The following is a 13,670-nucleotide window of genomic DNA, read 5'->3' on the forward strand; positions in this document are numbered from 1 at the left end:
CTAATCATCTAGTTTTGCTTCTTGATGGCTTATTTTTTCAAAGATTTCTAAAGTATCTTTCCAATTTTTCTTAAGTGCTTCTATACTTTTCTCTAAATCTCTTTTCTTAAGATTTTCTATAATAATTTTATGTGCATCATAAGTCTTTGAATAACCTTGTATTTCTGTATAATAAAATAGTTCCATTCTTTGTACTTTATTTTTTAGATTTTCTATTATTGGATATATTTCAATATTTTGTGATATATCTATAATTTTTTTGTGAAAAAGATTGTCTGTGTTAATCTTTTCTAATAAGTCATCATCTGGGTTTATTTGATTTATTCGTTCGTTTATTTGACTCAGTTCAGTTATATCCTCGTCTGTAATTTTATCAAATCCTTGTCTTAGTGCAAGGGACTCTAGTGCTGCTATTATTGGATAAATATTTAATGCTTCGTCAATATTAATTGGAGCAACCATTGTCCATCTATTTGCTTTTGATATTATGAGTCCGTCATTTTCAAGTCTCAACAGAGCTTCTCTTAGAGGAGTCCTACTTATACCAAGTTCTTCTGACAAATCATTGATTTTAATCTTAGTCATTGGCTCAAGTTTTCCTGTAACTATGAGCTTGTTGAGTCTTTCGTATGCTTCATCTTTTATGAAGATACGTTTTATTTTATTTTCTTTCATATATGTGTCATTTGTATTCGCCATGATAATATTTTACTAGTATGCAAAAAACCTCCTGTAATGTATAAGGATAATTATAGCATAAAACACAATTTTTTAAAAGATAAAGTGTTGCTATATATTGAAATTTAGCGATGATATTATAGTACAAAATTTGCCTATGGTATTAAATTTGCTAGCTAGCTTGATTAATAAAAGGTTTTCTTTTATAGTTTTTATCTATAAATGATTTATTTTTTGTAAATAGAAATACAATATATTAATATGTTATTTTAAAACTTAATTAGTTTTTGATTATTAAAATAGTTAAGCGAAAATTTTTTAGATTATCATAAGATTTTTAATTTGTTGTTTAGTTTTAATAAAAACTTGAAAATAGTCCTTGACAATTCACAGTATTATTAATACAATGGATAGAACAATTTAATAATTGTATGTAAAAGTACGATAGAGGTGCGAATTTTATCAGTAGTTTTTCTGAGCAAGTCCATGCGATGATGATTAATGAAAGGAAACTTCGCCGAAGTATATTGTTGGTACTATCAATATGCTGGGCATGCAAATAATATTTGTATGACTGTCACAAATGTGGGGAGCTATCTAAAGTTAAAACATATGCATTGGCATTTTAACAGTTTGGATACCCAGACTGTTTTTTTTATTACTTTAATAGCCCGAAAATTTTTTGGAGGGAAATTATGAATTTAAGAAAGATTGCAGTAGCGGTTAGTTTAGGTATGGTAACATTGTTGTCAGCTTGTAATCCATCAGGCGATGGTGTAGCAAAAACAAAAGGCGATGATTCAGTTTTAAGAGTCGGTATGGAATGTGATTATGCTCCATTTAACTGGACTCAAACAGATGAGGAAAATGGCTATAAAATTGCAGCTGGAGGCTATGCTGGCGGTTATGATGTGGAGATTGCAAAAAGAATTGCCGACTCACTTGATAAAGAATTAGAAATTGTAAAAACTGAGTGGAATGGTCTAACACCAGCTCTTACTTCTGGAAAGATTGATTTAATTATTGCTGGAATGAGCCCAACTGCAGAAAGAAAAGAAACAATAAATTTTTCCGACACTTATTATACTTCTGATCTTGTTATAGTAGTAAAAAAGGATTCAAAATATGCAAGTGCAAATAGTTTAGCTGATTTTAAGGGAGCAAAAATTACAGGTCAATTAAATACTTTTCACTATGATGTTATTAATCAGATTGATGGTGTAGAAAAAAGTAGTGCCTTAGAAACTTTTCCTGCTATGATTGTTGCTCTAGAGTCAGGCAAAATTGATGGTTATATTTCTGAAAAGCCTGGTGCTATTTCTGCTACTACTTCAAATGATAATTTGACTTTTGTCGAATTTGATGAAGGAGATGGATTTGAAACTTCTGTTGAAGATACATCAATTGCAGTTGGAATTTCTAAGGATAATGAAAAGCTACTTGAAGATGTTAATGAAGCTTTAAAAGATATTTCTCAAGAGGAAAGAGAAAAAATAATGCAAGAAGCTGTCGAAAATCAACCTTTAGGAGAATAATATGCCTACTAATTTTTTCGGTTGGATAAAGTTTTTATTAAATGAATATGGTACTCTATTTTGGCAAGGAACCATTAATACAATTATTATTGCGGTTGTAGGAACGCTCATTGGATTTTTCGTTGGTCTTTTTATAGCAATAATAAAGTCGGTTCCAATTAATAATAAGGATAATGCGTTCAAAAAAGTTGTTTTGAAGATAGTTAATATTATTCTATCAATTTATGTTCAAGTTATTCGTGGTACGCCTATGATGGTTCAAGCGATGATGTTTTATTATGGAGCACTTCAATATTTTAATATTGATATGGCACCTATGCCATCAGCTCTTATTATAGTTTCTATAAACACTGGTGCTTATATGGCAGAGATTATAAGAGGTGGTATTATTTCTGTTGACTCGGGTCAAAGAGAAGGGGCTCTTTCCATTGGTATGAGTCATTGGCAAACTATGATAGAAGTTATACTCCCACAAGCTGTGAGAAATATAATCCCTTCTGTGGGCAATGAATTTATAGTAAATATTAAGGATTCTTCAGTTCTAAATGTTATATCAGTATCTGAATTATTTTTTGTATCTAAATCAGCTGCTGGCACCTATTTGAGATTTTTTGAAGTGTTTTTTATAACTGCTTTAATTTATTTATTTTTGACAATGCTTGTAAGCCAAGTTATGAAAATTGTTGAGAATAAATTAGATGGACCTAATTCCTATAAGATATATGGTTCTCAATCACAAGCTATGCCAATAGAAGTAAATAAGGAGGTCTGAGATGGAGCATATTTTTGAAGTTTTAAATCTCGAAAAAAGTTTTGGAGAAAATTCTGTTCTAAGAGATATTAATTTTACTATCGATAAAGGTGAAGTTGTGTCTATAATTGGTTCATCTGGGTCAGGAAAATCTACTCTATTAAGATGCATAAATCTTTTGGAAGAACCTGATGGCGGTAGAATAAATTTTCATGGTAAAGATATATTAAATGACGAGATAGCAGTTAATAAATACAGGACAAAAGTTGGAATGGTTTTTCAATCTTTTAATTTATTTAATAATATGACTGTTTTAGAAAACTGCGTCATAGGGCAAGTTAAAGTTTTGAAAAAAAATAGAAAAGAGGCTATAAAAATAGCTGAAAGTTTTTTACAAAAAGTTGGTATGTATCCATTTAAAGATGCTTATCCAAAATCTTTATCTGGAGGGCAAAAACAGAGAGTGGCAATTGCCAGATCTCTTTCTATGAATCCTGAAGTTTTGTTATTTGATGAGCCTACATCAGCCCTTGACCCAGAAATGGTATCAGAAGTTTTAAATGTCATGAAAGATCTTGCAAGAGAAGGACTTACAATGATTGTAGTAACACATGAAATGGGATTTGCTAGAGATGTATCGGGCAGAGTTTTATTTATGGATAAAGGAATAATAGCAGAAGATGCTAATTCAAAGGAATTTTTTGAAAATCCAAAAAGTGATAGAGCAAAAAAATTTCTATCGAAAGTTTTATAAGAGTTTAAGAATATTCTTCATAGTATATTTATAAAAAATAGACAAATTCTTTCTACAAAGAAAAGAGAGTTTGTCTATTTTTATTTAGTCATAATAAAGCTATTTAAAAATATAATTATAGTTAGTGCATAAGAATATAAAATTCATGAGTTTCATAATAATAAGGTTAAATTTTTATATTGATATATAGAAGTATTATGTTGTTTTAAACTATTTGTGGAGTTATTAACAAAAGTATGCACGATTTTACTTTTGTTAAAACTCTTGTTTACTTTAGTAAAACTTTGCATTTTAAGTTTAAAATTTAGAAAAATCATATATAATACTATTTGTGTATACTAATTATAATATTTGACGTAAGATAAAAGCAACTATAACTTTAGTGATATTTAGTAAATATACAAAAGAGATATTATATTAAGTTCTATATCGAATAAATTTAACAAAATCACAAAATGTTAGCTCTTACAATAGATACAATAAATGTAAATTGATTTTACTATATGTATTAGATATAATAATCTATGTATATACCATAGACGTTATATATTTTCTGTGGTATAGTTAAAATTTTTTAATTTAAATATTTACATATTAAATTGAATGAAATTTTTAGAATAAATAAATTATTATTTTTTGGAGGATATTATGGATAAAAAGTTTTATATTACCACACCAATTTATTATCCGAGCGATAACTTGCACATTGGGCACACTTACTGTACTGTTGCTACAGACTGTGTGAAGAGATTTAAGAAAATGCAAGGTTATGATGTTTTTTTCACAACGGGAACAGACGAACATGGTCAAAAAATTCAAGAAAAGGCTAAAGAATTTGGCATGGAGCCAAAGGCTTATGTAGATAAAATTGTGGCAAATATTAAAAAGCTTTGGGAAGCTTTAGACATTGACTATGATGCTTTTATTAGATCAACAGACGAAGTTCATGAAAAAAATGTTCAAAGGATTTTCCAAAAATTATACGACAAAGGCGATATATATAAGGGTGAGTATGAAGGATACTACTGTACACCTTGTGAAGCATTCTGGACAGAAGCTCAATTAGGTGAAGGGCATACTTGTCCTGACTGCGGAAGAGAAACTCATTTAACGCATGAAGAGTCATATTTCTTTAGATTATCAAATTATAAAGATAGACTTTTAGAATTGTATGAAAAAAATCCGGAATTTATAGAGCCTGCATTTAGAAAAAATGAGATGGTCAAAAACTTTTTTGAAACTGGTGAAGGGCTAGAGGACTTATCGGTTTCAAGATCGACTTTTGATTGGGGAGTTAAAGTACCATTTGATGACAAACATGTTGTTTATGTATGGATTGACGCCCTTAGTTGTTATTTGTCAGCTCTTGGACTTGGCACAGAAAATTCAAAAATGGATGAGTTTTGGCCAGCGGATGTTCATTTTGTAGGTAAAGAAATCATTCGTTTCCATGTAATTATTTGGCCGGCAATACTTATGGCACTTGATTTGCCACTTCCTAAGAAAGTTTTTGGTCATGGTTGGATTTTATTTGACAATGATAAGATGAGTAAATCGAAGGGAAATGTCATATATCCTGAACCTATAATTTCTTTATATGGTGTGGATGCGTTAAAATATTTCTTATTGCGAGAGTTTTCTTTTGGTTCTGACGGCTCATTTAATATAGAAAAGTTTATGCAAAGATTAAATTCTGATCTTGCTAATGATTTGGGTAATTTATTATCTAGGACTGTGTCCATGATTTCAAAGTATAATGATGGAATAATAGAAGATAAAAATGTATCTGAAGATGTAGATGATAATCTTAAAGATATGGCAGTTTCTGTAGTAGATGAAGTGGAAAAAGCTATGGAACATTATCATTTTTCAAATGCTTTGGAGTCTATTTGGAAGTTAATAAGAAGAACAAATAAATATGTAGATGAAACTGAGCCTTGGAAACTTGCAAAAGATGAAAATTCAAGGGATAGATTGTTGACTGTTCTATATAATTTAGCTGAGACTTTAAGAATAGTTTCAATTTTAATTCATCCATTTATAGAAAATACTTCTTTAGAAATTAGAAAACAACTTGGTATTAAAGCTGATATAAATTGGGACGATTCTAAAGTATTCGGATTAATTGAAGATGGCACTTTAGTTGAAAAAGGGAATGTTATTTTCCCAAGACTCGATATTAATGAAGAAATTGAAAAATTCAATGCAGAAAATGAAGCTTTATTAAAATCACGTATAAATGCAAAAAAATCTGAAGAAACATCTAATTCTAAATTACAAGATATAAAAGAAGAAGTTACAATTGATGACTTAGAAAAATTAGACATTAGAGTAGCAAAAGTGTTGGAAGTTATAGATCATCCTAATGCAGATAAATTATATGTATTAAAGTTAAAAATTGGTACAGAAGAAAGACAAATAGTAACAAATTTGAAGAGTAAATACTCTAAAGAAGAACTTACAGGAAAGAAAATTTTAGTTCTTGTAAACCTAAAACCGATAAAGCTTCGTGGAGTTGAATCTGTAGGAATGCTTCTTGCAGCTGAAGATGAAAATAAAGAGATTTCTATTGCTTCAACATTAGAAGACATTAAAGACGGAGCAAAAATTTGCTAGGAGGAATACTTTGATAGATTCACATACACATTTAGATGATGTAGCCTATGAAAAAGACAGAGAAGAGATAATAACAGCTCTAAAGGCAGAGGGGATTGATCTTGTTGTCAATAACTCCTCAGATTTAGAATCTTCAAAAAACTCAGTAGAACTTGCTAATAAATATTCAAATATTTATGCATGTATTGGAGTTCATCCACATGAAGCAAAAACTTATTCAGATGATGTTGAAAGGGAGATAATTGAGCTTTCTAAAAATGAAAAAGTAGTTGCAATAGGTGAGATAGGACTCGACTATTATTATGACAATTCGCCTCGAGATGTACAAAGAGAAGTTTTCGAAAGACAAATCGAGCTTGCAGATAAGTTAGGTAAAAACATAGTGATTCATTCGCGTGACGCATCACAGGAAACCTTTGATATTTTGGAAAGGGCACATGAAAAATATGAATTTACAGCATTAATCCACTGCTATTCTCAATCTGTTGAGATGATGCATGAGTATATAAAAATGGGTGATTATATAGCTCTTGGTGGTGCTGTTACATTTAAAAATTCAAAAGTGCCTAAAGAAGTCGCCAAAGAAGTGCCTCTTGATAGGCTACTTTTGGAGACAGACTGTCCTTATATGACACCAGTTCCTCATAGGGGTAAGAGGAACGAGCCGTCATATGTTAAACTGGTGGCAGATTATATTGCAAATTTAAGAGGTATAACTGTAGATGAATTAGTCAAAAAGACGGATGAAAATACCTTGAGGTTTTTTGGAATATGAAACCGAGTATTAAAGAGGCAATTGTAGTTGAAGGAAGAGATGATATCACTGCTGTTAAAGCAGCAGTTGATGCAGAAATCTATTTCACACACGGATTTGGATTTGGTAAAAAATTAATTAAAACTTTAAAAGAAGTTGAAAAAAGAAATGGTCTAATCATATTTACCGATTCAGATTTCGTGGGATCGCAAATCAGGGAGAAAATCGTGACTGAAATTCCAAGGGCAAAGCATGCGTACTTATCACAAAAAGTGTCTACTAAAAAAGGAGATATAGGCGTAGAAAATGCCAGTCCCCAAGAGATACTAAAAGCATTAAAAGCTGCAAGAGCTACGGAATTTACAAAATCAGAAGAATATACTATGAAAGATTTAATACAAAATAATTTAGTTAATTCTGATGATGCTAGTAAAAGACGTGAAGCACTCTCTGAAATTTTAAAAATTGGGCATGGAAATGCTAAGAAAACTTTAAACAAATTAAACTCCTTTGGTATAACTAGAGAAGAGTTTGAAAAAGCTTTGAGGCAGGTGAATTCTAATAGATAGATTATATAAACCCAGTCGACTTACAGAAATATTAAATAAATATGGATTCAGGTTTACTAAATCATTAGGGCAAAATTTTCTTATTGATGGCAATATTGTGCGAAAAATTGCAGATGCAGCTGATATTACAGAAAATGATAATGTGCTTGAGATTGGACCTGGTGTAGGTACGCTGACAGAAGAACTTGCTCTTAGGGCTAAAAAAGTAGTGGCTGTCGAAATCGATGAAAAATTAAAACAAGTGCATAAAGAAACTTTACCTTATCAAAATGTGGAGATTGTATTTGGTGACATTTTAGACATTAATCTTGAAGATTTTGTAGAAGAAAAATTTAATGGCGAGAGCTTTAAAGTAGTAGCTAACCTACCTTATTATGTAACTACACCTATTGTAGAAAGACTTATACTTTCGAAAGTAGATATTTTGTCTATAACGGTTATGGTTCAAAAGGAGGTAGCAAAAAGACTATCTGCAGGACCTAATACTAAAGATTATGGCTCACTTTCAGTTTTTATAAACTACTACAGTGATTGTAAATACAATTTCAATGTGCCAAAGACTGTATTTATGCCAAAACCAAATGTAGATTCAGCAGTTATAACACTCAAAATAAAACAAAGAGAAGACTTTGATACAGATTTTCTTTTTGAAGTCACAAGAGCAGCATTTTCTACTAGAAGAAAAACTATATTAAATTCTCTAACAAATTCAAAATTGAATTATTCAAAAGAGGATATAAAAAAAGCCTTGGAGTTATCAAATATTGATTCAACAAGGAGAGCAGAATCATTGGAGCTTGAAGAATTTAAAGTTTTGAGTATTAATTTAAGAAGTGTGGGGTAAAATTAAATGAGAGAAGAATATATTGACAAAATTGATAAAGAGCTAGAAAGAGATATTCGAGAATTTAGAGACGATGAAGATCTTATTGATATTCTATCGCAAATATTTAAATCATTATCAGATCCAACAAGGTTAAAAATTATTTATGCATTAAGTAAAGGTGAACTATGTGTATCTGATATTTCGCTACTTTTAGATATGAGCCAGTCCTCAATATCACACCAACTTGCTTTTCTAAGAGGCCAAAGACTTATAAAAGTGAGAAGAATTGGCAGAAGAGCTTACTATTCGCTTGATGACGAGCATGTATTTTGCATTTTTAAAGATGGAATTGATCATGCAATGCACAAGCTATAATTGATTTATAAAAATCGAAAAGGGTATAATAAAAAGTAGGAGGAATGAATATGAGTAAAGTAACAGTTTATACAAGTAATACTTGTCCTTATTGCACTATGGCTAAGGATTATTTAAAAGACAAAGAAATTAATTTTGTTGAAAAAAATGTTCAATCTGACAAAGAAGCAAGAGATGAGCTTATTGCAATGGGATATACAGGAGTGCCTGTAATCTGTGTTGATGATGAGCAAATTGTAGGTTTTGACAAAAATAGACTAGATGAACTATTAAAATAAGATTAGACTAAATTAGATGCCGTTAAGGCATCTTTTTTTGGTATTAATTAAAAAATTATCGATGCATTTAATAAAATTTCTCTAAAATAGGATTTATTTTAAACAGAAATTAAGTTCATAATATAACAAGAAAATTAAAAATATTTTGAATAAAGTCTTGAATTAATAATTTTCTGGTGTATAATTTAAATTCGTATTAATTTAGAGTATTGGTATTTTAGAATTATATGATTTATGGTGATTAATTAATGTATTTAGCTGAGTATGGTTTATTAGGTATCGGTTTAGCTATGGACGCTTTTGCGGCTTCTATATGCAAAGGTCTTTCTATGAAAAGAGATTTTTTAAAAAATGCAACGATTGTTGCACTGTTTTTTGGTTTTTTCCAAGCACTTATGCCTTATCTAGGATATAGGCTTGGATCAGTTTTTGCAGATAGTCTAAAGGCTGTTGACCACTGGATAGCATTTATTCTTTTACTTATCATTGGAATTAATATGATTAGAGAATCTCGAGATAAAACATGTGATATGGACAGTGGTATAATGGATTTTAAAAATTTACTTATGCTTTCTATTGCTACTTCTATTGATGCTATGGTAGTTGGAGTATCTTTTGCTTTTTTAGATAGAAATATTTATTATGCTGCAATTATAATTGGCGTTATTACTTTTTTCATATCTCTTGTTGGTGTTAAAATTGGAAAAGATTTTGGAATTAAATTTAAAGATAAGGCACAAATTGCTGGAGGAATTGTTCTTATATTTTTAGGTGCTAAAATTTTATTTGAACATTTAGGATTTTTATGATAAATAAATTTTGGGTTAGGAAAATGAGAATATATAAATCGGTTTGGGATTATAATGCAGTTGCTTAAATTTGTTCATTTTATACAAAAACTTTTTTAAACAAGAATAATTTTGAACAGAAATTAAATTTACAATTCATATAGAAAAATTAAAATAAAATTAGAAACCTATCTTGGTTTAGTGGTCGAGATAGATTCCCGGTTTATTTTTTTATTTAATTATCATAAATATCATAATAGTTGAACAATAATATTGAAATAAATAAAAACGATAAGCTAGTTAAATAGCCTATCGTTTTTATTTATTTCAATATTCCAAATTCGTATCCATTATCTCTAAAGTATTTTATCACTGAAGAAAGGGAATCAGCTGTCAATTGTTTATTAATTGCATCATGAGATAATACTACGGCGATATTTGTTGATTTATTTTCTTGTAGAGATTTTCTTACATATTCTACTTGTCCAGCTGTGGTAGTTGGTCTATCGCTTTTTGGTTGAGCATCTCCAGTTAGTGTATTCCAATCTATCCAATTTATATTGTTTTTGGCAAGCAAATCATTTGCTGCTTTAGTATTGTTCCAAGACATCTCTCCACCTGGATATCTAAATACGCTTGAGTAGAAATTATCGCCAAAAAATTTACGGAGTGCTTCATTAGTCATCTGCACTTCTGTTATTACTCTGTCGGGATTTACTGTCCTTCCAGGATATAAAAGTGAATAATTATGTGTAAATGAATGGGTTGCTATTGAATTACCATTAGTTATTATCTCTCTCATTACAGGTGCATGCTTTTCTGTTATAGATTTTCCAACTAAGAAGAATGTGGCACGTGCATTTTCTTTTTTGAGAGTTTCTAATATTTGCGGTGTAATTTGTAAATTGGGTCCATCATCAAATGTTAGAAATACAATTTTCTTATTTAAATCATTTGAGTCTTTTTCAATATAATTACAAATTTCACCAGCATCATATGCATATTTATCTACTTTTTTAATGTGATTGGAGCCTTCTACTAAATATTCATCTTTTATTTTAGTAATTGGTTCTAGCACCTGATTAGAAATTTCTTCAGATGAATAAAACAACTTTTGAGTTCTTTCTTCGGTAATTGCATTTGTATAATACCACATAAGGGCAGGCGAATATCCTTTAATAACTTGTTTATTAGAGCAAGATATTAACTTAATAACCAGAGTCAAAATAATAATAGTCAAAATAGATAGAGAAAGTATTTGACGTCTTCTCTTTATTTTTCTGGCACGTCTTCTTCTTTGAATTCTACGCCTATGTTCATAATCTATCTGAGTTGTATTCAAATCTTTATCCGTACTTTGCATAATAAACCTCCATTGATAATATACATCAGCAGAAACAAAGATTCAACAACAAAAAGATTACAATATACTTTTATTATAATGCTCTATAAATCAAATACAATATTTCCTCTAGAGACAGTTCTTCATCCGGTTTTATTTCATCTCCAATTAGTTCAAAACCTTTAGCTATGATATAGTAATTTTCATATTCTTTTAAGTTTTTTTGATTTTCAAAAATGTCTTCTTTAAAAATTTTTTTTGCTTGTGTGAACTTCTCGAGATTGTCATAATATACAATAGCTTTAACGGCGTCTTTTTCTATTATATTTTTATCTTTTATTTTTTCTAAGTTTTTAATACCGTAATTTAAGCCAATGGCATTTAAAGGTTCTACGTCATAACCTTCAAGTAAATCTATAAATTCACCATAAGTCACCTTGTCAGCTAGGTTTTTATTCACAATGCCTAATCCTGCATTTGTCATATAATTGATGGCATCTTTATTTCTTGCATTATTTAAATCTGAATAGTTGATTTGTTCTTTGAAATTAACTATATTACCATTTATATCACGTAGTACTTTATCTTCACCAATCTGTGGATTTATAGAATTTATTGATCCATAAAATAGTTTTGGACCTTCATTTGTCATTTGGTATTTTAAACCGAAATCTTTTGAATTAAAATAAATTTCAGTTGCTTCTTCTGGTGTGAGTTTAAGTTTTTCTTTATTAAACTCCACAGCAGAATAATCACGTGAAAATGAATTTAAATTTTTGTCATAATTTATTTGGATTTTAACGCCATCTCCAATTACAAGCCTTGTATAAACATAACGTGGTATTAAAATATCTGCATATTCTTTGTGATAAGTTACCTTCATTTTTTTGAAGTTCAAGTCATTTGTATTTGCATAATCTCTGGTAATTTCAATTGCCATTTTTTTAAGTTCGTCTTCTTTTAATTTTTGATTATTTTTAGAATTTTCGTAATTTGAAACTGAAAGAAGTTCCAGAGTTTTTGCGTTTAATATGACATCTGCTTGTATTTCACCTTTTAATAGTGTAATTTCATAGGTATAGATTTTGTCGTGAGAATAAGTCGAAATATTTTTTACTTTATAGCCATCGCCGATTATTTCTTTGGCAATTTTCTTGGCCTCGGATTGAGGTGCTAAATTTTTTATGCCTTTAAGTTTTTCTTTTTCAACTTTGCTAAGACTACCGTCTGCATTGCTACTTTCTGCGGCGTCCTTTGCATAACCATACCCAGAGTAAAAATCATTATCAGATATTTCGCCAGTTCTTGCGTTAATATTTGGCACTTGTGTATAATATACTCTCTCAGATTTATCATTTTTAATTAAATAAGATAATTTTAATGGGGACTCTTTTTGCAAAATCTCTTTTGATTTTTTCATTCCAATTTTATCTTCTTTTTTGAAATGTGAATCCTTAATAAAAGATACAAATTCACCAAAATTAGATGCTATACTTATAGAATTAATTTCTTTGTGAACAGGAGAGTAAGTTACTACTATATTTTGATCTACAAAAGGTATTCCATTCATAGTTCGCATATAAGAAAAATTATGTTCTCCTGTATATCTATCGATGGAATAATCTTGTAATACATAATTTTTGTCAAAATTATTTATAGCTTGATTTAAAACTTTATTGATTTCTTCTTCAGCGTCATTTTTAGACAGATTTATTTTATTATTCTTATTATCTTCATTTACTGTATTCTTGGAATAGGAAACTAAATCTCCATCAGAGTTGACACTAACATAAATATTTCCCAGTTTATCGTCGGACCACTCGTAATTAGTAATATATTTCTTTTTTGTTAAATCTTGTAAAAATTTATTTTCAAATCTTTCATCTAAAGATGTTCGAGATATATTAAAATATTCATAGTCATTTGAGATATTAAATACTTTTTTGAGATTTTCTAGCTCGCCCTTTACACTTTCTTCAGAAATATTTTGTATTTCTGAATTTTTGGTATTTGTATTTTCAGTAGCTGCAAAAGTTGGGCTGATTAAACTTGCAGTCAATATGGTAGTAAGAGCCAATTTTTTATAAACTTTCATTAAAACACTTCCTTCGTATGCTTTTTATTTATGAATATTAAACCTTTCATATGTAAAAGAAAAAGGGAAGCCGCAACTTCCCTTTGTATATTATGCTTCAGAATTTTCCTTGTTATCACTATTAAGCGCAGATACAAGAACTTCAGGATCAATACCATGCACCATTGCGGCTTCTTCTAGTGATTCCATTTGAGAAGAAGGGCACATAATACATCCCATTCCAAAACTCATTAGCGTACCAATTGATTCAGGTTTTTTTGAAAGAATTTCGCCTATAAGCATATCTTTTTTAATTTCCATCTAAAAAAC

Annotated in this window: 14 protein-coding genes and 1 riboswitch; of the genes, 10 read left to right on the top strand and 4 right to left on the bottom strand. The window is 29.6% G+C overall.

What is annotated here, in order from left to right:
* On the bottom strand, positions 1–699 hold the full coding sequence (locus ABID14_RS06395; RefSeq protein WP_354368311.1) for a GntR family transcriptional regulator: 699 nt from the start codon (positions 697–699) through the stop codon (positions 1–3).
* Between the two features lie 416 nt (positions 700–1,115).
* A riboswitch (Lysine riboswitch) is annotated at positions 1,116–1,282 on the top strand.
* 91 nt (positions 1,283–1,373) lie between these two features.
* Between ABID14_RS06395 and ABID14_RS06400 the strand changes: the two genes are divergently transcribed.
* The 10 genes from ABID14_RS06400 to ABID14_RS06445 all read left to right on the top strand — a co-directional run bounded on the left by ABID14_RS06400 (position 1,374) and on the right by ABID14_RS06445 (position 9,945).
* On the top strand, positions 1,374–2,213 hold the full coding sequence (locus ABID14_RS06400; protein ID WP_354368313.1) for a transporter substrate-binding domain-containing protein: 840 nt from the start codon (positions 1,374–1,376) through the stop codon (positions 2,211–2,213).
* 1 nt (position 2,214) lies between these two features.
* Positions 2,215–2,985, top strand: a complete 771-nt coding sequence (locus tag ABID14_RS06405; protein WP_354368315.1) for an amino acid ABC transporter permease — start codon at positions 2,215–2,217, stop codon at positions 2,983–2,985.
* A gap of 1 nt (position 2,986) precedes the next feature.
* Positions 2,987–3,718 carry an amino acid ABC transporter ATP-binding protein gene (locus ABID14_RS06410; protein ID WP_354368317.1) on the top strand — a complete coding sequence of 244 codons (732 nt, stop codon included), beginning with the start codon at positions 2,987–2,989 and terminating at the stop codon, positions 3,716–3,718.
* A 648-nt stretch (positions 3,719–4,366) separates the two neighbouring features.
* Positions 4,367–6,334, top strand: coding sequence for a methionine--tRNA ligase (metG, locus tag ABID14_RS06415; protein ID WP_354368319.1), 1,968 nt, complete (start codon positions 4,367–4,369; stop codon positions 6,332–6,334).
* A gap of 10 nt (positions 6,335–6,344) precedes the next feature.
* The gene (locus ABID14_RS06420; RefSeq protein ID WP_354368321.1) at positions 6,345–7,109 is read left to right on the top strand and encodes a TatD family hydrolase; all 765 of its coding nucleotides are present in this window, start codon (positions 6,345–6,347) and stop codon (positions 7,107–7,109) included.
* Positions 7,106–7,657, top strand: a complete 552-nt coding sequence (gene rnmV / locus ABID14_RS06425; RefSeq protein ID WP_354368323.1) for a ribonuclease M5 — start codon at positions 7,106–7,108, stop codon at positions 7,655–7,657. The genes ABID14_RS06420 and rnmV overlap by 4 nt, the downstream gene beginning before the upstream one ends.
* Entirely contained in the window at positions 7,650–8,501 is an 852-nt protein-coding gene (gene rsmA / locus ABID14_RS06430) for a 16S rRNA (adenine(1518)-N(6)/adenine(1519)-N(6))-dimethyltransferase RsmA (protein ID WP_354368409.1), read from the top strand. Before rnmV ends, rsmA begins: the two co-directional genes overlap by 8 nt.
* Positions 8,502–8,507: 6 nt before the next feature.
* The gene (locus ABID14_RS06435) at positions 8,508–8,858 is read left to right on the top strand and encodes an ArsR/SmtB family transcription factor (protein WP_354368325.1); all 351 of its coding nucleotides are present in this window, start codon (positions 8,508–8,510) and stop codon (positions 8,856–8,858) included.
* A 50-nt stretch (positions 8,859–8,908) separates the two neighbouring features.
* Complete coding sequence (locus ABID14_RS06440) at positions 8,909–9,136, top strand: glutaredoxin family protein (protein WP_354368327.1); 228 nt, start codon at positions 8,909–8,911, stop codon at positions 9,134–9,136.
* Positions 9,137–9,384: 248 nt separating this feature from the next.
* Positions 9,385–9,945, top strand: coding sequence for a manganese efflux pump MntP (locus ABID14_RS06445; RefSeq protein WP_354368329.1), 561 nt, complete (start codon positions 9,385–9,387; stop codon positions 9,943–9,945).
* Positions 9,946–10,246: 301 nt separating this feature from the next.
* Here ABID14_RS06445 and ABID14_RS06450 read toward each other — a convergent pair whose 3' ends face one another.
* From ABID14_RS06450 to ABID14_RS06460, 3 genes are all read right to left on the bottom strand, one after another.
* Positions 10,247–11,287, bottom strand: a complete 1,041-nt coding sequence (locus tag ABID14_RS06450) for a polysaccharide deacetylase family protein (RefSeq protein WP_354368331.1) — start codon at positions 11,285–11,287, stop codon at positions 10,247–10,249.
* A gap of 73 nt (positions 11,288–11,360) precedes the next feature.
* Positions 11,361–13,361: a YcdB/YcdC domain-containing protein gene (locus ABID14_RS06455; protein ID WP_354368333.1), complete on the bottom strand. Its 2,001-nt coding sequence runs from the start codon at positions 13,359–13,361 to the stop codon at positions 11,361–11,363.
* Between the two features lie 90 nt (positions 13,362–13,451).
* Entirely contained in the window at positions 13,452–13,661 is a 210-nt protein-coding gene (locus ABID14_RS06460) for a DUF1858 domain-containing protein (RefSeq protein ID WP_354368335.1), read from the bottom strand.
* Positions 13,662–13,670: the final 9 nt, after the last annotated feature.

The organism is Peptoniphilus olsenii, from assembly GCF_040545475.1.
Lineage (GTDB): Bacteria > Bacillota > Clostridia > Tissierellales > Peptoniphilaceae > Peptoniphilus_A > Peptoniphilus_A olsenii.